Raw genomic sequence first — 21,867 nt, 5'->3', positions numbered from 1 at the left:
GCTCCCTAGAGGACGTTCGTCAGGCCTTCGTGGGCGATCTCCATCGACTCGATCGCGACGGCGTTCTGTTCGGCATGCAGGTCCGGGCCGGTCCACTTGGCGGCGAGGCCGCCGTGGAAGGCCCACGCCATCGCCGGCCGGCCGGCGCCGTCCAGGACGATCACCGCGCCGTCGCGGCGGGCGCCCAGCGAGTCGTTCAGGCCGGTCTGGTACCAGGTCCACAACAGACGGTCGCGGACGACGCCACGCTTCAACGTGATCCGGTTCCACGAGTGCCGCAGCGGCAGCTGGTGCACGGAGTCGTTCCGGCCACCCTCCGCGTAGCTGACCACCTCGAGCTGCGCGCCCAGTCCCGTGACCTCCTGGAACGCCCCCGCCGCCACCAGCGGCAGCAGCTGCGCCTGCGCCGGCGGCAGGTACGCGTCCCCCGGGTCGAGCGTCACGAGGAACCGGTACCTGGCGAGTGGCTCGTTCAGCTCCAGCAACCGGTCGACCGGCGTGCTCATGACTCGATCACCTCCAGCCCGCGGTCCTGGCCGAGCACGAGGCGCAGCCGGACGAACTCCATCGGCACCGCCGGAGCGACCTCGACGTCGCAGACGACCGTCCCCGGATCCTGTGTGGACGGATTGTTCGTGTCGTCGCAGACCACCCGGAACGCCTGCTCCGGCCGGGTGCCGGCGAGCGCGCCCGTCCGGAAGTTCTCCAGCAGCACCGACGTGATCGCCCGGACCAGGGTCAGCCGCAGCTCCGGTGAGTTCACGTCGAACACGAGCGGCGCGGCGACCCGGCGGATCGCCCGCACCAGCACGTGCAGCAACCGGCGGTGCGCCACGAACCGGCGGCGTGGGTCACCGGACAGCGTCCGCCCGCCCCACACCACCAGACCGCGGCCACGCACGCACCGCACCAGGTCGACGTTCGCCTCGAACAGGCGGACCTGTTGCGCCTCCGGGTACTCGACCGCCAGGTCCACCGCGTCCAGCAGCGTCGCGTTCGCCGGGGTGCTCGCGGCGCCCCGCTCGTCGTCCAGCCTGGCGACCAGCCCGGCGACGTGCCCGGCGGCCGGGACGGTCCGCAACCCGGTGCCCACCAGGGAGGGCACCCGCAGCGGCGGGTGGTAGACGGCCGCCGCGGCGAGCAGCGCCTCGTCGCCGAGGTCCGTCAGCGCACCCACCCACGCCCCCACTTCGTCCACAGTGGACAGTTCGGGCGGCACGTCCAGCAGCACCAGCCGGTCCAGCAGCGGCGCACAGGTCGCGAGCAGCGACAGCACCAGGTCCGAGTGGTCCCCGCCGGCCAGGTCCGTGCCCAGGTCCGGCGACGCGACCAGCGCCGGCTCCGGCAGCTCGGCCTGGGCGGTCACCGCCGCGGCGTACTCGTCCCGCCCGGGCGGGACGTCCGCGCCGCCGGTGAGCGTCAGGTCCCAGGACATCGAGATCGGCGCGTCCACCGGGATCGGCCCGCCGGAGTCGTTCTCCACCAACGAGATCAGCCGCGACGTGGCCAGCCGGTCCACCACCTCGTCCGGCGCGACGCCGGCGAGGATCTCCACCGGCTCGCCGGGCACCTGGACCCGGACGGTGAGGCTCGGCGGCCCCGCGACGCTGCTCCCCCGGTACCGCACGGTGATCCGGCCGCCGTTCGCCCACGCACCGGGACTGCGTGCCACGAAGACGTACCCGCCCGTCCACGGCGCGCTCGCGGACGCCGTCGCCGGCCCGGACAGCCGCAGCACCCACGCGGCCCGGCCCTCGTTCTCGAAGAAGCCGCGCAGGGCGTACGGCGTCGCGGACCGCCCGTCGGGCGGCCCGTAGGTGTCCACGACGTCGTTCCAGCTCCCGACCCGGACCGGCACGCCGACCGGTCCGCGCCGGGTGCGGCCGATGAACACCGCGACATCGGTACGCAGCGGCTCGCTGTCCGAGCCGGCACGTTCGAAGGTGAGGGATACGCCGGGAAGCGCCGCGCCGGTCATGTCAGACGTCGACCAACAGGCTCTCGACCGCCAGGACGAGGGTCTCCATGGCGATCTCGTTCTTGGTGGCGTTGAACGACGGGCCGGTGTACTTGGTCGGCCAGGCGCGGTCGAAGTTCCAGCGCATGACCTCCTGGCGGTTCTCGTCCAGCATCACGATCGAGCCGGCCGTGCGGCGGACCCGGCCGTCGAGCGCCTCCTTCACCCAGTTCCAGAAGCCGACGTGGCCGGTGACGCCCCGCTTGAACGTCAGCGCGCTCGGGAACTTCTTGAGCCCCACGAGCTTGCGCACGGTGATGTCCTCGCTGCCGGTGCGGTACTCGATCACCGGCATCTCCACGTCCAGCCCGCTCGCCTCGGTGAACGACCCGCTCACCGCGACACCGTCGTCGCTGACGTTGGTCACGATGACCAGGAAGTTGTAGGCGGCATACGGGTCTTCCCGCGTCACAGGTGGCATTTTCCTTTGCCTTTCGGTGCTGTTCAGACGAGCTGGGGCTCGCGGGTCTTCTGCTGGATACGGAAGATCACGAACTCCGCCGGGAAGACGGGTGCCACGCCGACCACGCAGACCAGCCGGCCGTTGGCGATGTCGTCGTCGGTCATGGTGGAGCGGTCGCAGGTGACGAAGAACGCCTCGTCGGCGGTCGTGCCGGCGAGCGCGCCGCCGCGCCACACCGTGGTGAGGAAGTTCGACACCGTCTGCCGCACCAGCGCCCACAGCGACTCGTCGTTCGGCTCGAACACGACCCACTGCGTGCCCTCGTCGATCGACTCCTCCACGAACAGGAACAGCCGCCGGACGTTGACGTACTTCCACTGCGTGTCCGACGACAGCGTGCGCGCCCCCCAGACCCGCTGGCCAAGGCCGGGGAAGAACCGCAACGCGTTGATCCCCTTGGGGTTCAACAGGTCCTGGTGCCGCCTGGTGACGTCCTGGGCGATGCCGTCGGTCAGCCGGATGCCGCGGATCACCGCGTTCGCCGGCGCCTTGTGCACGCCCCGCTCGGTGTCGGTGCGGGCGTAGATGCCGGCCAGGTGCCCGGACGGCGGCACCTCGACGAACTGGCTCGTCGAGGGGTCGTTGACCACCAGCCACGGGTAGTACAGCGCCGCGTAGCGGGTGTCGAACGGCTCCCGGAAGGCCTGTATCCCCTCGATGTCCAGGCCGTCCTGGGGGTCGAGGATCGCGAACCGGTCCCTGAGCTGCTCGCAGTGCGTGACGAGCGCGGACTCCACGGTCCCGGACCACACGCCGGGCACCGCACAGATCGCGACCTCGTCGATGTCCTCCAGCGCCACGATGCCGGTGCGCCGGCCGCTCCCCCCGTCCGCACCGACGAAGTCGGCCACGCTCAGGGTGTCGAGGCCGTCCGAGCCGCCGTCCAGCGGCAGCGCGGTCCCGGTCGCCGGGGTCGGGAACGACGTGAGGTCGTTGATCGTGCCGAGGACGTCGGCCCGCACCAGCCGCGAACGGCTCGCCAGCGTGGCGACCACGCTCGACGGGGAGTCGCCGGACAGTCTCAGGTTGCCGAACGTCTCGGTCACCGAGCCGCCGCTCGGGTCGGCGTAGCTGGCGTCCACCCGGCCCTCGACCAGGTGGAGCCGGTCGTTCTCGAAGACGCCGGCCGGCACGTCCGCGTTGAAGACGACCTCGTCGCCGGACACCGACTGGACGTACAGGGTGGTGAGCCTGGTGCCGGAGTCGAGTTGGACGACCGCGTCGGGGTAGAGGCGGTTCGCGCCGGCGACCCGCAGCTTCGTGCCGTCGCCCGGCAGGTTGGCGGCGCGGACCCGGCGCACCGCGAGGCCGCCCGGCCAGGCCGGGTGCGTCGCGGGGTCGAGGGTCAGGCCGACCGGGCCGTCCGCCGGGCGGTCCACCGCCGTGACGCCGAACCGCCGGTTGCCGACCAGGATCGAGAAGGGCGCGGTGAGGTCCTCGGGCAGCGCCGTCACCTTGATGGTCGGCTCGTCCTCCGGCGCCGGCTCGGCGAGCCGGGTGACGAACAGGTCGCCCTCGTCCGGGTCGGGCAGCGCCCGGAGGGTGGCGCCCACCATCGGCGTGAAGCGGACCCGGATACCGTGGCCCCACGTGCCGGGGTCCGCCGCCGAGAACCGCAGCGTGGCATCCTCGGGCCGCGGACCGACCTGGACGTAGTCGCCGCGAGCGGCCTTGACCCCGGCCGGCAGCGGCGGGTCCAGCTCGATGCGGCGCGCGGTCACGTCGTAGCCGGTGATCGTGGCGGCGTGGACCGGCTGGTTGTCCCCGCGGAAGATCTGGATGTCGTCGTCGCCCGCGAAGCCGATCAGGTGGCTCAGCTCCAGCGCGGTGGAGCCGGCCGCGGCGTCGCGGGTGATCTGGCTGACCAGGCCCTGGCCGAGGGTGCCGGAGGCCGGCTCGGCGGCGGAGCCGACGACACGCTTGACGTACAGGCGCTGACCACCGTTGTCGAAGAAGCCCTTGACCGCCAGGGGGAACAGCCACCAGCGGCCGCCCTCGGTGGGGTTGTCGGCCCAGGCGTCGCGCACCGAAGGGTCCGGCTCGGGCAGGAAGCCGCCGAAGGTGGTCTGGAACTCCAGGAAGTTCGTGACCAGCTTGGGTTTTCCGGTGGTCGGGCCGCGCTGGGTGACCCCGACCATGCCCGCCGTGCTGGTGCTCACCCCCGCGATCGGCCGTGGCCCCGCGTCGACCTCCTCGACGAAGACGCCGGGACTCAGGTACTCGGGCATGGCTTGGCTCCTTCTCTACTGCTCGACGATCTCGATGACGTGCCGGCGATCCCGCTCGGTGGGCAGGCGGATGTCCAGCGCCCCGGTCCGTCCCGGCCGCTCGGTGGCCGTGAGATGGAAGATCTGCTCGGGCGGCGGTCCGGTGACCGGTTGGCCCTCCCAGCGCAGCGCGAGCCGGAACCTGCCCAGCGGGTCGGTCAGGGTGCGCTCCAACCAGGGAACCCCGTCCCTGCTCGTGGCACCGCGCGCCTCGACGAGCGCGTTCGCGACGGGCGCCCGGGTCGTCGCCCCGACGACGGCGCCGGACACCGTGCGAACGCCTGGCCCGTACGGGAACGCGACGCCCGGCAGCAACCGCACCAGCCTCGGCTCGCTCAGCACGCCCGGCGGGTGCACGTCGTCGTACGGGTAGGCGAAGAACTCGACACCGGTCACGGTCGCGTCGAAGGGCTCACCGTCGGCCGGGTACAGCGGCGCGAGCCCGACGGCCTCGAACCGGACCCGGAACCGCTCCGGCTCGGCACCCGGTCCACGGCGCCGGCCCAGCTCCGGGTACGCGATCGCGGCGCTCGGTGTGCGGATGGCCGCCGTGTCCTGCGGCACCCAGGCGTTCGCGGCCGGGTCGAAGCGGTCGAGCTCCGTTGCCACGCCTACGGTCCTGGCACGCCCGGCGAACTCGTCGTACGGCACGAACCAGGCCGGGCTGTGCAGGACCGAGGTCTCGACGGGATAGAAGCGGGTCATGACAGCGGCGCCCCGGTGATCGTCCGGCTCCGCACGAGCCGGAGGTCGGCGACGTCCAGTGAGTCCAGGTTGACCACGCGGACCTCGTAGTTGAGGGACAGCCGGTACGGCTTCTGGATCGCGTACCAGATCCAGGACTTCTGGTCGAGCGTCAGCGGGGTCAGCGTGAACTGCAGCGCGTCCGTGGTGCCCGCGAGGCTGCCGGTCAGCTCCTCGCCGGTCCAGATCGCGTCGTCGTAGAAGACCTGGAGCGCGCGGCCGATCATCTGGTGCTGGGTCACCTGGCTGCCGCCCCACGGCGTGATCAGGTACCGCAGCAGCAGGGCCATCGGCGGTTTGCGGGTCGTCGACGGGTTCGGCGGCAGGGAACGGACCGGCGGCCGGTTGCGTGAGGTCGGGTCCTCGGCGATCTCGTAGAGGAACACCGTGAGCGCCACCACCCCTTCCGGCGGCTTGTCCAGATCGCTCAGCACCGCCATCGGCGCCCCGTCCTCGGTCCCCAGGTCGCGCAGTGCCCGCGTCAACCTGTCCACGATGATCGTCGAGACGTCCGCGACGACACCGAAATCGCCCATGCGAGTCCTCCCCTGGGAGGCACGCCGCGAAGGCCCCGGGCGGCGTGCCCGCGGCAGCATCGCAGAGGTGGCGTGGCAGGTCCGCCCTCCGCGCGTCGCACCGGCGTCACTGGGCCGTTTCCGTTGTGCGCGTTGACGGACGCGGACACACGGCGGCGACGCGCCGGTGACTTGGTGGCGCGCATCCTGGCGTCGTGGAGCCATCCGAGGAACACGCCGGCAGCATGCTTCTACGCGCGTGGCTGGAAGGCGGCGAGCCGACCGGTCTCCGGGTGCGCGTCTTCTCGACGATCGGCACGAACGAGGCCACGCCGCTCGCGGTCACCTCCACGGAGGCGGTTCTCGCGGTCGTGCGGAGCTGGTTGGAAGAGCTCGGAGCAGGCCCGACAACATTTTCGTGACGCCTGGTTAACGCGCCGTCGTCGATAATCCCCGTAACGTTCGTCACCTGGATCGCGAATTCCGTCAGGGTGGGGCGATCTGATCGGTGCGAACAAAGCCTGGGGGAGGCCGATGCGCACTGAAGTAACGCAGCTGGTGACTTTGCGGCTGCTCAAGGGGTTCACGCTGCTGGTGGGAGACAAGCGGGTGGCGCTGTCGTCCAGCGCACAGCGGTTGCTCGCGTTCCTGGCTCTGCAGGACCGGCCACGGACACGCACGTACGTGGCGCGCACGTTGTGGCCGGAGGCGACCACGGCCCGGGCCAACGCGAACCTGCGCTCGTCGCTGTGGCGCGCGTTGCGCACCGGGCACCGGGTGATCGAGGCCTCGGCACACGAGATGGCGTTGGCGGGCAACATCACCGTCGACATCCACGACGCGGTGGCGAGGGCGCACCAGCTGCTCGACAAGTCCTGCCGGTGCGACGACATCCTGGACCGGCGGACGCGCGACGAGCTGTCCGCGGACCTGCTGCCGGAGTGGTCGGACAACGAGTGGGTGCTCATCGAGCAGGAGCAGTACCACCAGCTTCGGCTCTATGCCTTGGAGGCCATGGCGAAACGGCTCACCACCGTCGGCCGGCACGGCGAGGCGGTGGCCTCCGGGCTCGCCGCGGTGCGGGCGGAACCGTTGCGGGAGAGCGCACACCGGGTGCTGATCGACGCGCACCTCGCCGCGGGCAACCGGGCCGCGGCACGGCACCAGTACGAGCAGTGCCGGCGCATCCTGCTCGACGAGCTGGGCCTCGAACCGTCCGACGCGCTGCGCCACCTGTTACCACATCCGACCGCGCACTGAATTCAGGAAATGTTCATCCACAGTGGACCGTCGGCACCGGCCTGAATTCGGCGGGATCAATCCTGGACCGACCGGTCCGGGATTATCGACCGGGCTCCGCGGCGGCCAGTAGCTGGGTGGCGGCGAGTTCGGCGTAAAGCGGGTCCGCGGCGACGAGATCGGCGTGTGTGCCGACCGCCCGGACCTCGCCCGCGTCCATCACGACGATGCGGTCGGCCATGGTGACCGTGGACAGCCGGTGCGCGACCACGAGCACGGTGGTCGTCGTGGCGGCGTCGGCGATGGTGGCGCGCAGCGCGGCCTCGTTGACGGCGTCGAGCTGCGAGGTGACCTCGTCGAGCAGCAGCAGGCGGGGCCGGCGCAGCAACGCACGGGCGATCGCGATGCGCTGCCGCTCCCCGCCGGACAGCTTGATGCCGCGGTGGCCGACCGGCGTGTCGAGGCCGGCGGGCAGCCGGGCGACCATGCCGGCGAGGCGGGTGACGCCGAGGACCTCCTCGACCTGGTGGCTCGTCGCGTCGGGGGCGCCGAACAGCAGGTTCTCGCGCAGGGTGCCGGACAGCACCGGGGCGTCCTGCTCGACGTAGCCGATGGCGGCGCGGAGGCCGGCGAGCGGCCAGTCCCGCACGTCCGTGCCGTCGACCAGCACGCGGCCGCCGGAGGGCTCGTAGAAGCGTTCGACGAGCGAGAAGACGGTGGTCTTGCCGGCGCCGGACGGGCCGACGAACGCGGTCATGCCACCGGCGGGCACGGCGAAGCTCACGCCGTGATGCACGTCGGGCAGGTCCGGCAGGTACCGGAACCGGACGTCCTCGAACGTCACCGAGGCGGGCCCGCCGGTGTGCCGCGGCAGGTCCTCCCCCGGGTCCTCGGCCGGCAGTGCCTCGACCTCCCGGATACGCGTGACCGCGGCGGCGCCCCGCTGGTACTGGGTGGCCGCGTTGATCAGGTCGCGCATCGGCGGCATGAGGTAGATCAGGTAGAGCAGGAACGCGACGAGGGTGCCGACGTCGATCCTGCCGGCCGCGACCCGGGCGCCGCCGAGGCCGATCACCGTGATGAACGCCAGCTGCATGGCCAGTCCGCCGATGTTGCCGGCGATGGCCTCCCACTTGGCGGCGCGCACTCCCCCGCGGTACGCCGCCGCGGCCGCGGCGTGCAGGCGGTCCCGTTCGCGCAGCTCGGCGCCGGACGCCTTGACCGTGCGCAGGGCGCCGAGCACCCGCTCCAGCGCGGCACCCATGGCACCGACGGACTCCTGGGCCTGCTTGGCGGCGCGGTGGATGCGGGGGATCACGACGCGGACGACGATCTGCGCGAGCACGAGCGCGCCGAGGGTGACGGCCAGCAGGAGCGGGTCGAGCGTCGCCATGAGGACGATCGTGGCGGCGAGGGTGAGCGTGCCCGTGACCGCGGAGACGAGGGAGCCGGTGGTGACCTGGCGCAGGAGGGTGGTGTCCGCGGTGACGCGGGACATCAGGTCGCCGGGCTCGGCCGCGTCGACGGCCGGGACCCGCAGCCACAGCAGCCGGGACACGAGCCGGCGCCGGGCGAGCAGGACCACCGACTCGGCAGTCCGCTCCAGCAGGAAGGCCCCGAACGCGCCAATGGCGGCGTTGGCCAGCACCAGCACGCTCATCAGCAGGAGCAGTCCGAGCACACCCCGGTGGGTCTGCAGCCCGGCGATCAGCTCCCGCACCACGAGCGGCAGCGCGAGCCCGGTGGCGCCGGTCAGCAGGCTCAGCACCGCCCCGGCGACGAGCACCCACCGGAACGGCCGGACATAGCCGAGCAGTACCCGCCACACCGGCGTCGCGTCCTGAGTGCTCACCCGGGACCTCCTCCCCCTCACCGCCATGATGCCGACATTCCGGTGCGGGGTGGGGGCACCGGGGTGGCTGTCGCCCGTGGGCATCCCGTGGTGACCGGCCGGTCGCGGAGCGTGTCCGGTCTCGACGCGCGGCCCCCGGTAGGGGAGCATGTGAGCGCTTCCACGCATTCATTGAAGAATTACGGAGGACGGCATGCCGAACCGGCGGCTCGGGTGGGTACTCGCCCTTGTGCTCCTGACGGCCACACTCACCGGCACCACCGCGCAGGCCGCGCCGTCACGCCCGCCGAGCCTCGGCGCCAACGTCACCATCTTCGAGCCGAGCATGCCCGTCGAGCAGATCCAGGCCACGCTCGACGCCGCGCACGCCCAGCAGGTCGACGCGGAGATGGGCACGGCCCGGCACGCGTTCCTCTTCGCCCCCGGCACGTACGGCACCGCCGAGCACCCGCTCCAGGTCAAGGTCGGCTACTACACCGAGATCGCCGGCCTCGGCGCGTCCCCGGGCGACGTCGTCATCAACGGCAAGGTCGAGGTCTACAACCGCTGCCTCGCCGACGGCGGCACCGGCAACTGCCTGGCACTGGTCAACTTCTGGCGCACCCTGTCCAACCTGACGATCGACATCGACGCGGCCGGCCAGGACGACTGCCGCGCCACGGCGAACTTCTGGGCCGTGTCCCAGGCGGTCTCGATGCGCCGGCTCGACGTCCGCGGCGGCACGCTGTCGCTGATGGACTACTGCACCGCCGGTCCCCAGTACGCCAGCGGCGGGTTCATCGCCGACTCGCGGCTCCCGTCCACCGTCAACGGCTCGCAGCAGCAGTGGCTCACCCGCAACAGCGAGGTCGCCGGCTGGTCCAACGGCGTGTGGAACCAGGTCTTCTCCGGCGTCGTCGGCGCCCCGTCCGAGGCCACCTTCCCCGACCCGCCCTACACCACCCTCGACACCACCCGGGTCAGCCGCGAGAAGCCGTACCTGTTCCGCGACAACAGGAACCGCTACAACGTCCGCGTCCCGGCGGCCCGCACCGGCAGCCGCGGCATCTCCTGGGCGAACGGCATCACCCCGGGCCGCACGGTGCCACTGTCGGACTTCTTCGTCGCGAAGCCCGGCGTCGACGTCCGCCAGATCAACGCCGAGCTCGCCCGCGGCAAGAACCTCCTGCTCACCCCGGGCGTGTACGACATCGCCCGCAGCATCCAGGTCCGCCGGCCCGACACCGTCGTCCTCGGGCTCGGGCACGCCACGCTCACCGCGGTGAACGGCGCCATCCCGCTCGACGTCGCGGACGTGCCCGGCGTGATCGTCGCCGGCGTGACGATCGACGCCGGGCTCCGGGAGTCGCCGGTGCTGCTGCGCGTCGGCAACCCCCACGGGCACGGCAGGGGCTGCAGCTCGGCACGGAACCCGACCACCCTGTCGGACGTGTACTTCCGCGTCGGCGGCCCACACGTGGGCAAGACCGACACCGCGCTGCAGGTCAACAGCGACGACGTGCTGATCGACCACACCTGGGTGTGGCGGGCCGACCACGGCGTCGAGGGCTTCACCGACACCCAGCGCTGGCAGACCAACACCGGCCGGTACGGCGTGGTCGTGAACGGCGACCGGGTCAACGCGACCGGGCTGTTCGTCGAGCACTTCCAGCGGTACAACACCGTGTGGAACGGCGAGGGCGGCAACGTCGTGCTGTACCAGAACGAGCTGCCGTACGACCCGCCGACGCAGGCCGACTGGATGAACGGCTCGGTCGAGGGCTTCGCCGGCTACAAGGTGGGCGACAAGGTGCGCACGCACAACCTCCACGGCGCCGGCGTGTACGTGTTCAACCAGAACAACCCGAGCATCCACACGGAGAACGGCTTCGAGGTGCCGAACGCACCGGGTGTGCGCCTGCACCACATCATGACGGTGAACCTGAGCGCCGGCACGATCGACCACGTGGTCGACGGTGTCGGCGCCCCGGCCGACACCACCAGGGTCGGCGTGCCGGTCTACGTCACGGACTACCCGGCGCCGTAGGCGTCAGGCCGCCACGTGCAGGGCCGCCGCCGAGGTGCGGTGGCGGCTCTGCAGGTGGCGGCGGTACACCTTGCCGTGGTCGGAGCGGGGCACCTGCCCGAACTCCACCGCCACCGGGGTCTGTGCCCTGGTCAGGTGCTCCCGGCAGTACGCGATCAGCTCCCGTTCCGGGACGGCCTCCGCGCCGTCGACCAGCTGCACCACGGCCCGGACCTGCATGTCCGACCGCGGGCCCGGCACGCCGAACACGGCCGCGTCGAGCACCAGCGGGTGGGTGACCAGCACGTCCTCGACCAGCTGCGGGTACACGGCCTCCGCGCCGATCCTGATCTCGCTGGACTTGCGGTCGACGTTGTACAGGTAGCCGTCCTCGTCCAGGTAGCCGACGTCACCGACGTCGACCAGGTCGTCGCCGAAGCAGATCCGGCCCAGCTGTCCGGGCGGCAGCTCGTTCCCGTCGTCGTCGAGGATGTGCACGGTGCAGCCGATCGGGCGGCCGACGGAACCCGGGTGCGACAGCCATTCCGCCGACGTGATGTACGCGCCGCCCGCCTTCTCCGAGGACCCGTACATGCGCACGAAGATCGGCCCCCACCAGTCGATCATCGCGCGCTTCACGGGCACCGCGCTCGGCGCGAAGCTCACCAGCACCAGGCGCAGGCTGGCGACGCTGTGGCGGGCCCGCTTCGCCTCGGGCAGCTTCAGCAGCCGGACGAACATGTACGGCGCCATCATCGCGTGGGTGACCCCGTGCCGTTCGATGGCCTCGAGCGTCTCCGCGGCGTCGAAGTCCTCGACCACCACGACCGTGCCGCCGAGCCGGTGCGCGGCCATGGTCAGGTACATGGGCGCGCCGTGGTGCAGGCCGAAGGCGAGCAGGACGCTGCCGTCACCCAGCTCGCCGAGCGGTCCGCGCGGCAGGTACGGGTCGGTGTCCAGGCTGATCGGCCCGCCGCCGACCCGCTCGCGGCTGCCCCTGGGGCGGCCGGTCGTGCCGGAGGAGTAGGTGAGCAGGTCGCCCTCGACCTCGTCCGGCACGGGCTCGGTCGGCAGGCCGGCGACCGCCTGCTCGTAGGCGGAGAAGCCCGGGACCACCCCGCCGACCACGAGCCGGTGGGTCACACCGGGTGCCACGTCGGGGGTGAGGCGCTCGGCCAGGTGCGCGAGGCTCGCGTCGACCACCAGAACACGGGCGCCGGAGTCGTTGACGACGTGTGTGATGTCGTCCAGCTCCAGGTAGCGGTTGACGCTCGTGGCGATCAGGCCGCTGCGCCGGGCCGCCCACGCGACCTCGTGGAACCGGGAGTTGCGGTCCATCAGCACGGCCACCACGTCCCCCTGCCGGAGCCCGACGCCCCGCAGGTAGTGGGCGAACGCGTTGGACCGCTGGTCCAGCTCGCGATAGGTGATCACCTCACCGGTCTTGGCGAGGATGACCGCGGGGCGGTCCGGGTCGCTCTGCGCATAGGTTCCGGGATACAAAGTGGGATCTCCGTTCGCTCAGTTGGCGAGTCACCCCCGGGGGTTGGTCAATTCTGTTCTACGCAAAAGGGATATCGACTCCCCTAGTCCCGCCCCTAGTTCACCCGGTCGACCCCAGAACGTGTTCGGTCGTGAACATTGGGTGACGGTGAGTTGAAGGGCCGTTGAACCCGGGGCGGGGACCCGCCACCCCCGCACACCAGCGCGCCCACCGGTCCGCCCGTACTGTCGAAGTCACGAACCGGCGGGACGGAGGAGCCGCGTGCTGGACCAGCTGCAACGGATCGGCGAGCACGCCGGCGCCTGGCTGTACCTCATCGCCGGCGGCCTGGCGTTCGCCGAGGCGGCCATCCTCGTCGGCATGGTCCTGCCCGGCGAGGTCGCGCTCCTCGTCGCGGGGTTCGCGGCGCACCACGGCTGGATCTCCCTGTGGCCCATGGTCGCCGTCGCCATCGTCGCGGCCACGCTCGGCGACAGCGTCGGCTACGAGGTCGGCCGGCACCTCGGCCCGTTCCTGCGCCAGTCCCGCATCGGCCGGCGCATCGGGCCGGAGCGCTGGCAGAAGGCGGACGACTTCCTCCACCGCCACGGCGGCAAGGCCGTCCTCCTCGGCCGCTTCACCGCCGTCCTCCGCGCGCTCACCCCGGGCATCGCCGGTGCCGCCCACCTCCCCTACCTGCGCGTCTTCCTCCCCTGGAACATCGCGGGCGCGGTGATCTGGGGCGCCAGCGCCGTACTCCTCGGCTACGCCTTCTCCGCCTCCCTGGCCGCCGTCGGCCGCTACCTCGCCTGGGGCCCGATCATCCTGATAGTCCTGGTCGTCGCCGGGTTCCTGTTCGTGCGGAAGCGGCGGCGTCGAGCGCCCGTTGATTGAGGACTTGACTAGTGTGGACGCCATGACAGAGGTCTATGACATCCCGCTTCACACGCTGTCCGGTGAGCCGACCACGCTCGCCGAGCTGCGCGGGCAGGCGGTGCTGGTCGTCAACGTCGCCTCGAAGTGTGGGTTGACGCCGCAGTACACCGCGCTCGAGCGCATCCACGAACGGTACGACGGGTTCTCCGTGGTCGGCTTCCCGTGCAACCAGTTCGGCGGGCAGGAACCGGGCACGGCCGAGGAGATCCAGACGTTCTGCTCGACCACCTACGGCGTCACGTTCCCGATGATGGAGAAGATCGACGTCAACGGCCCGGACCGGCACCCGCTGTACGCCGAGCTCGTGACCACCGAGGACGGTGACGGCAACGCCGGCGACATCCAGTGGAACTTCGAGAAGTTCCTGCTCGACCCGGCCGGCAAGGTCGTCGGCCGCTTCCGGCCGGCCACCACCCCCGAGGACGAGGCCGTCACGACCGCGATCGAGGCCGTGCTGCCCGCCGTGTGACGACGGCACGGTCGGCACGGTCCACGGCTACACGTCGATGCGGGAGCCCATGACCACCGTGCGGTCGCGGGGCAGCGCGAAGGTCTCCGCGGCGTCGGCGGCCAGGTAGGACGTGGCGATGAACAGGCGTTTGCGCCAGCGTGCCATCGTCGGCTCGTCGCCCGTCTGCAACTCGATCTTGGACAGGAAGTACGAAGCCTGGTCCAGCCGCAGCTTGCCCTCGGTTTCCACCGGGTCCAGGCCGGCCAGCGCACGGGGCACGTCCGGCCGCTCCATGTAGCCGAACCGGGCCGTCACGTGGGTGATCCCGTCGTCCGAGTAGCCGAGGTCGTCGATCTCCACGCGCTGGTCCGCCGGGACCCGGGGCACCGGCTCGGTCTCGATCGACATGATCACGACGTGGTCGTGCCGGACGTGGTTGTGGTCGCAGTTGGCCCGCATCGCCAGCGGCGCCGTCTCCTTGCCACGGTTGAGGAACACGGCCATCCCGGGCACCCGCGTCAGCTTCTTCTTCCGCACCTCCTCGACGAACTCCCGCAGCGACCCCTCCGCCCGAGCGCGCTCCGTGGTCACGATCTCCCGGCCGCGCTCCCACGTGGTCATCACGGTGAAGATCGTCACGCCGATCAGCAGCGGCAGCCACGCGCCGTGGGTGATCTTGGTCAGGTTCGCCGCGAGGAACAGCAGGTCCACCGTCAGCAGCAGGACCGCGCCGGCGATGAGCACCCACCGCGGCGTCCCCCACTTCACCCGGGCGATGAAGAAGAACAGCGTGATCGTGGTCGTGATCGTCCCGGTCACCGCGACGCCGTACGCGTACGCCAGCGCCGTCGAGCTGCGGAACGCGAAGATGAGGGTGAGCACCGAGACCATGAGCAGCCAGTTGACCCAGGGCACGTAGATCTGCCCCATCTCCGTCTCGGAGGTGTGCGCGATCCGCAGCCGCGGCAGGTAGCCGATCCGCGCGGCCTGCGAGGCCACCGAGTACGCGCCGGTGATCACCGCCTGCGAGGCGATCACGGTCGCGGCCGTCGCGAGCAGGACCAGCGCCACCCGGCCCCACGACGGGGCCAGCAGGAAGAACGGGCTGCTGACGTTCGACGGGTCGTGGAGGATCAGCGCGCCCTGCCCGAGGTAGCTCAGCATGCACGCGGGGAACACCAGGAACAGCCAGGCCCGCGTGATCGACCGCCTGCCGAAGTGCCCCATGTCCGCGTACAGCGCCTCGGCGCCGGTGAACGCCAGGACCACGGCGGCGAGCGCGAAGAACGCGATGCCGAAGTGCCCGGCCACGAAGCCGATCGCGTAGGTCGGCGACAGTGCCCGCAGGATCGCCGGGTCGTCCACGATCCCGATCACCCCGAGCGCGCCGATGACCGTGAACCAGACGATCATCACCGGCCCGAAGACCCGGCCGACCGCCGCCGTCCCACGCTTCTGCACCAGGAACAACCCGAAGATGATCACCGCGGTGATCGGCACGACCAGCTCACCCATGCTCGGCTCGACCACCCTGAGACCTTCGACCGCGGACAGCACCGAGATCGCCGGGGTGATCATCGAGTCGCCGAAGAACAGCGACGCGCCGAAGATCCCCAACGCCGCCAGCCCGATCGTCGCCTTGCGACCCCAGCGCGTACCCAACCGCCGCATCAGGGTGATCAGCGCCATCACGCCGCCCTCACCGTCGTTGTCGACCCGCATGGCCAGCACGACGTAGAACACCGTGACGATGATCGTCACCGACCAGAACATCAGCGACACCACACCGAGCACGTTGTACTCGGTGGCCGGCACCGGATGCGGGTCGTGCGGGTTGAACACCGTCTGGAGCGCGTAGAGCGGACTCGTCCCGATGTCCCCGAACACCACCCCCAGCGCGGCGACCACCATCGCCAGACGAACCGTGTCGCGCACCGGCGTCTTCACCACCGGCGACTCGGACGGCGACTCCATGTCCGATGTGGTGACATGCTGTTCGGCCACGGCCCGGACGATACCCGCAGCCCGCCACCCCCGCTGAAACCCGCGAGTCCCGCGTTCGCACACCCCCGAGTCCCGCGTTCGAACATGGTGAGTTGCGGTTTCGTGCATACGGACCTGCACGAAACCGCAACTCGGGGTGCGTGAACGCGGGACTCGCTATGACTGAACGCGGGACTCGCGGGGGGTTAGGGGTTAGGGGTGCCGTGGTCCAGCCAGGACACCTGGGCGGGGGTGAGGGGGATGTCGAGGGCGCGTAGTGAGCCGTGGGTCTCGGTGAGGGTGCGGGGGCCGATGAGTGGGAAGGTCGGGAACGGTTGGTGTAGCACGTACGCCAGGGCGACCGCTGTGGTCGGGACGCCCAGGGTGGCCGCCAGTTCCTCGGCGCGGGCGAGGCGGGCGAAGTTGGTGTCGCTGTAGTAGCAGCGAACCAGCTCCGCGTCGGAGCGGTCGTCCGGGCGGGCGCGGCCGGTGAAGAAACCGCGGGCCTGGCTGGACCACGGGAGCAGCGCGAGATCGTGGTCCAGCAACCACTTCCGGGACGCCGGGTCCGTCACGTGCTCACAACCGGCCCACGGCACGTCGTAGGCCTCGGCGAGGCTGAAGTGGTTGCTCAGCGCGGCGAAGCCGGCCTGACCGTGCGACGCGGCGTAGGACGCGGCCCCCGACACCCGGTCGAGCGTCCAGTTCGACACGCCGTAGGCGCGCACCCGGCCCGCGGCACGCTCGGCCTCCATGGCGTCCACGAACTCGCCGACCGGCACGTCCAGGTTGTCGCGGTGCATGAGGTACAGGTCGACGTGGTCGGTGCCGAGCCGGTCAAGGGACTCCGCGAGCTGCGTGTGGATCGACGCCGGGTCGCAGTGCGGCGTGTGCGCGCCCTTGCCGACGATCACGACCTGGTCCCGGACCCCTAGGCTCGCCACCCACTGCCCGAGCAGCCGCTCCAGCCGGCCGCGGTCGTAGAGCCACGCGGTGTCGAACGTGTTGCCGCCCCGCTCGACGAAGTCGTCGAACATGACCGACGCGTGGGTGAGGTCGCGCTGGTTGTCCACGCCCATGATCAGCCGGGACACGGGCTTGTCGATGCCGGGCAGGCGACCGTGCGGCATCCCGTCGCCGGAACGCAGCGGTCCACCGTGGACGGTCGCCACCGTCCGCTCGCTCGGGTACTCGAGCCCGATCGCGGCCCGCCACCTGTCGAGGGTCGCGGCGTTGCCGAGGCTGTCCGCCCAGGACATGGCCGGCGCCTGCCGGTCGGCGAGGTGCTCGGCCACGGCGTCGGCCTCGGCGGCGTACTGCGGGGTGGCCTCGGTCCCGATCTCGCGCGGCTGTTCGCCGACCCGGTGCACGACGACCCGCCCCGGCGCGTCCGGCGCCGGTACCCACGGATCGGTGACCTCCAGGTACCCCGCACTGCCGACCACCCGGATGACATCGGGGGCGGCGAGGTGGACGCCGGCGTTGACGTGCGCGGTCAGCCCGTCGCCGAAGTCGAGGGTCGCGACGGCCCACTCGTCGACGCCGGTCGACCCGAGGTGGCCGGCGCCGGTGACGCCGACGGGGTCGGCGAAGGGCAGCCCCCGGGCGGCGCCCGCGACGAGCCGGGCCGCGGACACCGGGTAGCCGCCGACGTCGAGGATCCCGCCGCCGCCCAGCTCGGGCGCGAAGAGCCGCCCCGCCGGGTTGAACGTGGTCGCGAACGCGAAGGAGGCCTGGATCTGGTGGACGGCGCCGACCGTGCCGTCCCGGACCAGCTCGGTGAGGAGCTGGATCTGCGGGTGACACCGGTACATGAACGCCTCCATCAGGAAGACGTCGTGCCGGCGGGCCGCCTCGACCGCGGCCATCGCGTGCGCCCAGGTCATGGCGAGGGGCTTCTCGCAGAGAACGTGCTTGCCGGCCTCGGCGGCGCGGACCACCCACCGCGCGTGCCCGGGGTGCGGGATCGCGAGGTAGACGGCCGCCACCTCGGGATCGTCGAGCACCTCCTGGTAGGACCCGTAGGCCCGCGCGGCCCCGAACTCGGCCGCGAACGCCTCGGCCCGCGTCTTGTCCCGGCTGCCGACGGCGACGAGCCGCCCGGTCCGCGACTTCGGCAACTGCCCGGCGAACGCACGGGCGATCCTCCCGGGGCCGATGACGCCCCAGCTCAGCTCGTCTACCACTGGCGTGATCTTACTGGTCGGCGGCCGCGAGCACAGATGACGCGAGCGGGGACCGGAGTGGTGGCGATCCCGCGCCCGCTCGCCGGACGCGCAGAATGGGACGATGACACGCTTCTCCTACACCGCGCTGCCCGTCCACGTCGTGTTCGGGACCGGCACGGTCGGCCAGGTCCGCGCGGAGGTGGAGCGGCTCGGCCGGTCCCGCGTCCTCCTCCTGGCCCGGCCGGGCCGGGCGGACGCGGTCGAGGAGGCACTCGGGCCACTGGTCGCCGGCCGGTTCGCCGGGGCGGCCATGCACACGCCGGTCGACGTGACCGAGCGGGCGCTGGCGGTACTGCGGAAGGTCGACGCGGACTGTGTGGTCGCCGTCGGGGGCGGGTCCGCGACCGGGCTCGCCAAGGCGCTCGCGGTCCGCACCGGCGTCGACCAGGTCATCCTGCCGACCACCTACGCGGGCTCGGAGGTGACGTCCGTGCTCGGCGAGACGCGGGACGGCGTCAAGACCACCCGGTCGTCGCCGGACATCCTTCCCGAGACCGTCGTCTACGACGTCGACCTGTCGCGTGACCTGCCCAGGCCCATCGCCGTGACCAGTGCGGTGAACGCGCTCGCCCACGCCGTCGAGGCCCTGTACTCCCCCGACGCCAACCCGATCGTCGACGGGATGGCCCTCGACGCGATCGGCCGGCTCGCCCGCGGGCTGCGCGACGACGACCGCGAGGAACTGCTGCACGGCGCCTGGCTCGCCGGGATGTGCCTCGGCGCCGTCGGCATGGGGCTGCACCACAAGCTCTGCCACACCCTCGGCGGCTCGTTCGACCTCCCGCACGCGCCCACCCACACCGTCGTGCTGCCCCACGCCATGGCGTACAACGCCACGCACGCCCCGGACGCGATGCGCCGCGTCGCCGGCGTCCTCGGCGCGGCCGACGCCCCGGCCGCCGTCCACGACCTCGTCGTCACCGCGGGCGGTCCGACCTCGCTGCGTGAGCTGGGCCTCGCGGAGGCCGACCTGGACCGCGCCGCGTCGCTCGCCACCGAGCGGCCCTACCCGAACCCGGCCCCGCTCACCCGCGACGGGATCCGCGACCTGCTCCAGCACGCCTGGGCCGGCGACCGGCCGGCGACCGACTGACGTTCCCTGAGGGACCGCGGCACGCCGCCCAGCCGCCCAGCCGCCCAGCCGCCCAGCCGCACTGCCCGGCACGGCCCGGCCGCACTGCCCGGCAGGGCCGGGCACGGCAACAATGTGCGCGCGGCCCACGAGTTCGGCCGAGGTGGTCGCGGCCGCCCGCATTCCGCCGCCCAGCCGCCCGGCCGCCCGACCGCACTGCCCGACCGCACTGCCGCTCGGCCCGGCGCCGCCCGGCCCGGCCCTGCCCGGCCGGGCACGACAACGATGTGCGCGCGGCAGACGAGTTCGGCCGAGGTGGTCGCGGCCGCCCGCATTCCGCCGCCCAGCCGCCCGGCACGGCAATGTACGCGCGGTCCAGGAGTTCGGGCGCGCGCCTTCCCGCCGGCCGTACCACGACAGATATGGGGGCAGCCGGGCCGTAGGGAGCGAACGGCGAGGCTCGGTTGGTGCCGGACTCCAGCGAGCGGCGAGGCTCAGTCGGTGCCGGACTCCATTGCCGCGCGGTCCAGGGCGTCCGCCTCCTCGCCCTCGGCGCCCACGCCCGCGATGGCCTCGGCCCCGCCGGGTGACAGCTCCCCGATCAACCCGATCATGCCGTCCCAGGGGGTGAGCTGCCCGGTCGCCGTGTACTGCTCCAGCTTGCTGCGCGAGTCCGCGATGTCCAGGTTGCGCATCGTCAGCTGCCCGATCCGGTCGTCCGGGCCGAACGCCGGGTCCTGGCTGCGCTCCATCGACAGCTTCTCCGGGTGGTAGCTCAGCGCCGGCCCGGTCGTGTCGAGCACCGAGTAGTCCTGTCCCCGCCGCAGCCGTAGCGTCACGCTCCCGGTGATCGGCGAGCCGATCCACCGCTGCAGGCTCTCACGCAGCATCAGCGCCTGCGGGTCGAACCAGCGGCCCTCGTACAACAACCGGCCGAGTCGCCTGCCCTCCATGTGGTACATCGCCACGCTGTCCTCGTTGTGGATGGCGTTCAGCAGCCGCTCGTAGGCCACGTGCAGCAGCGCCATCCCGGGCGCCTCGTAGATCCCGCGGCTCTTGGCCTCGATGATCCGGTTCTCGATCTGGTCGGACATGCCCAGACCGTGCCGCCCGCCCACCGCGTTGGCGAAGTGGACCAGGTCGACCGCGCTGTCGAACTGCTTGCCGTTGACGGCCACCGGGCGGCCCTGCGTGAACTCCACCGTCACGTCCTCGGCCGGGATGTCGACCGACGGGTCCCAGTACGCCACGCCCATGATCGGCGACACGATCTCGATCGACGTGTCCAGGTGCTCCAGCCGCTTGGCCTCGTGCGTGGCACCCCAGATGTTCGCGTCCGTCGAGTACGCCTTCTCCGCCGAGTCGCGGTAGGGCAGGTCGTGCCGGGTCAGCCACTCGGACATCTCGTGCCGGCCACCCAGCTCGGTCACGAACGCCCGGTCCAGCCACGGCTTGTAGATCCGCAGGTTGGGGTTCGCGAGCAGCCCGTAGCGGTAGAACCGCTCGATGTCGTTGCCCTTGAACGTCGACCCGTCGCCCCAGATGTCGACGTCGTCCGCGTGCATCGCGCGGACCAGCAGCGTGCCGACCACGGCCCGGCCGAGCGGCGTCGTGTTGAAGTAGACCTGCCCCGCCGACCGGATGTGGAACGCGCCGCACGCCAGCGCCGCCAGCCCCTCCTCGACCAGCGCGGCACGGCAGTCCACGAGCCGCGCCCGCTCGGCGCCGTACGCGAGGCCGCGGTCGGGCACGGCCGCGAGGTCCGGCTCGTCGTACTGGCCGACGTCGGCGGTGTACGCGTACGGCACGGCACCGTGCTCGCGCATCCACGCCACGGCGACGGAGGTGTCCAGACCGCCGGAGAACGCGATGCCTACTCGCTCACCGACCGGGAGCTCACTCAGGACCTTCGACACGCGGTCCAGTATGGACGCGGGACCCGGGACGGCATGGTGGACCCCGCCGAGAACCGCCCGACCGGTATGGTGTGACGTGGCTGGGTCGGGGGACGACGTCCTGGGGGAAGTCCGTGTCCGCAGACCAACGGGAGAGGTATACCTCCCGCACCAAGAAGACCCTCATCATCGGCGCCGGTGCCCTGCTGGCCGCCGTCATCACGTTCGTCGGGCTGCTCCAGCTCCGGCCGGACGGCGACAACGCCGCGTCGCCGACCACCTCGGCGCCGCCGCCGGAGCTGACCGCGACCGACGTGACCAACCAGTTCCTCGACGCGCTCACGCACGGTCAGGCCGCGGCGGCCGGCCGGCTGACCGACGACGAGCGGGCCGCGACCACGCAGCTCGCCGACGTGTGGCGCACGCTCCAACCCTCGGCCGCCACGGCCCGGCCCACGCTGGTGACCCCGCCGCCCGAGGCGACCGCGGCCGACGAGCGGTTCACCCTGACCTGGCGGCTGGGCCCCGACCGCACGTGGGAGTACGAGAGCGGCCTGCGCCTGGTGAAGGCCGGCACCGGGTGGCGGGTCCAGTGGCGGCCCGGGATCGTGCACCCGCGGCTGGCCGCCGGGCAGAGCCTGGCGATGCGGGACGGCGTCGGGCAGCCGGCGGTTCTCGACCGCGACGGCACGCCCCTGCTCACCTGGACCGAGACCG

Annotated in this window: 18 protein-coding genes; 7 read left to right on the top strand and 11 right to left on the bottom strand. The window is 71.9% G+C overall.

Annotation, left to right across the window (positions count from 1 at the left end):
* Nucleotides 1-5: 5 nt before the first annotated feature.
* Genes VET29_RS24855 through VET29_RS24830 form a run of 6 tightly spaced genes read right to left on the bottom strand, consistent with a single transcriptional unit; the run spans nucleotide 6 to nucleotide 6,027 of the window.
* Complete coding sequence (locus VET29_RS24855) at nucleotides 6-506, bottom strand: phage tail protein (RefSeq protein WP_324924588.1); 501 nt, start codon at nucleotides 504-506, stop codon at nucleotides 6-8.
* On the bottom strand, nucleotides 503-1,978 hold the full coding sequence (locus VET29_RS24850; RefSeq protein ID WP_324924586.1) for a phage tail sheath subtilisin-like domain-containing protein: 1,476 nt from the start codon (nucleotides 1,976-1,978) through the stop codon (nucleotides 503-505). The genes VET29_RS24855 and VET29_RS24850 overlap by 4 nt, the downstream gene beginning before the upstream one ends.
* 1 nt (nucleotide 1,979) lies before the next feature.
* Complete coding sequence (locus VET29_RS24845) at nucleotides 1,980-2,438, bottom strand: phage tail protein (protein WP_324924584.1); 459 nt, start codon at nucleotides 2,436-2,438, stop codon at nucleotides 1,980-1,982.
* 23 nt (nucleotides 2,439-2,461) lie between these two features.
* On the bottom strand, nucleotides 2,462-4,708 hold the full coding sequence (locus tag VET29_RS24840; protein ID WP_324924582.1) for a phage tail sheath C-terminal domain-containing protein: 2,247 nt from the start codon (nucleotides 4,706-4,708) through the stop codon (nucleotides 2,462-2,464).
* A gap of 15 nt (nucleotides 4,709-4,723) precedes the next feature.
* Nucleotides 4,724-5,452, bottom strand: a complete 729-nt coding sequence (locus tag VET29_RS24835; protein ID WP_324924580.1) for a carboxypeptidase regulatory-like domain-containing protein — start codon at nucleotides 5,450-5,452, stop codon at nucleotides 4,724-4,726.
* Entirely contained in the window at nucleotides 5,449-6,027 is a 579-nt protein-coding gene (locus tag VET29_RS24830; RefSeq protein WP_324924578.1) for a DUF4255 domain-containing protein, read from the bottom strand. Before VET29_RS24830 ends, VET29_RS24835 begins: the two co-directional genes overlap by 4 nt.
* A gap of 194 nt (nucleotides 6,028-6,221) precedes the next feature.
* Here VET29_RS24830 and VET29_RS24825 point away from each other — a divergent pair, with 194 nt between their 5' ends.
* A complete protein-coding gene (locus tag VET29_RS24825) occupies nucleotides 6,222-6,428 on the top strand; it encodes a hypothetical protein (protein ID WP_324924576.1) in 207 nt (68 codons plus the stop codon).
* Between the two features lie 112 nt (nucleotides 6,429-6,540).
* On the top strand, nucleotides 6,541-7,266 hold the full coding sequence (locus VET29_RS24820; RefSeq protein WP_324924574.1) for an AfsR/SARP family transcriptional regulator: 726 nt from the start codon (nucleotides 6,541-6,543) through the stop codon (nucleotides 7,264-7,266).
* A gap of 82 nt (nucleotides 7,267-7,348) precedes the next feature.
* Here the strand turns inward: VET29_RS24820 and VET29_RS24815 are convergent, their stop codons facing one another.
* The gene (locus VET29_RS24815) at nucleotides 7,349-9,097 is read right to left on the bottom strand and encodes an ABC transporter ATP-binding protein (protein WP_324924572.1); all 1,749 of its coding nucleotides are present in this window, start codon (nucleotides 9,095-9,097) and stop codon (nucleotides 7,349-7,351) included.
* A 193-nt stretch (nucleotides 9,098-9,290) separates the two neighbouring features.
* Between VET29_RS24815 and VET29_RS24810 the strand changes: the two genes are divergently transcribed.
* Nucleotides 9,291-11,123 carry a hypothetical protein gene (locus VET29_RS24810; protein ID WP_324924570.1) on the top strand — a complete coding sequence of 611 codons (1,833 nt, stop codon included), beginning with the start codon at nucleotides 9,291-9,293 and terminating at the stop codon, nucleotides 11,121-11,123.
* A 3-nt stretch (nucleotides 11,124-11,126) separates the two neighbouring features.
* On the opposite strand, the gene VET29_RS24805 is transcribed toward VET29_RS24810, so the two are convergent.
* Nucleotides 11,127-12,605, bottom strand: coding sequence for an AMP-binding protein (locus VET29_RS24805; RefSeq protein WP_324924568.1), 1,479 nt, complete (start codon nucleotides 12,603-12,605; stop codon nucleotides 11,127-11,129).
* A gap of 262 nt (nucleotides 12,606-12,867) precedes the next feature.
* Here VET29_RS24805 and VET29_RS24800 point away from each other — a divergent pair, with 262 nt between their 5' ends.
* Nucleotides 12,868-13,479 (top strand): DedA family protein, encoded by a 612-nt coding sequence (locus VET29_RS24800; protein WP_324924566.1) that lies wholly within the window; start codon nucleotides 12,868-12,870, stop codon nucleotides 13,477-13,479.
* Nucleotides 13,480-13,501: 22 nt separating this feature from the next.
* On the top strand, nucleotides 13,502-13,990 hold the full coding sequence (locus tag VET29_RS24795) for a glutathione peroxidase (RefSeq protein WP_324924564.1): 489 nt from the start codon (nucleotides 13,502-13,504) through the stop codon (nucleotides 13,988-13,990).
* A gap of 27 nt (nucleotides 13,991-14,017) precedes the next feature.
* Here VET29_RS24795 and VET29_RS24790 read toward each other — a convergent pair whose 3' ends face one another.
* Together VET29_RS24790 and VET29_RS24785 are read right to left on the bottom strand one after the other, a co-directional pair.
* Nucleotides 14,018-15,976 carry a potassium transporter Kup gene (locus VET29_RS24790; protein ID WP_324924562.1) on the bottom strand — a complete coding sequence of 653 codons (1,959 nt, stop codon included), beginning with the start codon at nucleotides 15,974-15,976 and terminating at the stop codon, nucleotides 14,018-14,020.
* Between the two features lie 185 nt (nucleotides 15,977-16,161).
* Nucleotides 16,162-18,141 carry an aldo/keto reductase gene (locus VET29_RS24785; RefSeq protein ID WP_324924559.1) on the bottom strand — a complete coding sequence of 660 codons (1,980 nt, stop codon included), beginning with the start codon at nucleotides 18,139-18,141 and terminating at the stop codon, nucleotides 16,162-16,164.
* Nucleotides 18,142-18,244: 103 nt separating this feature from the next.
* Here VET29_RS24785 and VET29_RS24780 point away from each other — a divergent pair, with 103 nt between their 5' ends.
* The gene (locus VET29_RS24780) at nucleotides 18,245-19,276 is read left to right on the top strand and encodes a maleylacetate reductase (protein WP_324924557.1); all 1,032 of its coding nucleotides are present in this window, start codon (nucleotides 18,245-18,247) and stop codon (nucleotides 19,274-19,276) included.
* A gap of 473 nt (nucleotides 19,277-19,749) precedes the next feature.
* Here the strand turns inward: VET29_RS24780 and argG are convergent, their stop codons facing one another.
* Nucleotides 19,750-21,171, bottom strand: a complete 1,422-nt coding sequence (gene argG / locus VET29_RS24775; protein WP_324924555.1) for an argininosuccinate synthase — start codon at nucleotides 21,169-21,171, stop codon at nucleotides 19,750-19,752.
* A gap of 113 nt (nucleotides 21,172-21,284) precedes the next feature.
* Here argG and VET29_RS24770 point away from each other — a divergent pair.
* Nucleotides 21,285-21,867 (top strand): NTF2-like N-terminal transpeptidase domain-containing protein (locus VET29_RS24770; RefSeq protein WP_324924553.1); only part of this gene is annotated, 583 nt, incomplete at its 3' end.

It is taken from the genome of Actinophytocola sp. (genome assembly GCF_035634895.1).
GTDB lineage: Bacteria > Actinomycetota > Actinomycetes > Mycobacteriales > Pseudonocardiaceae > Actinophytocola.
This window is presented reverse-complemented; position numbering and strand designations above follow the sequence as displayed.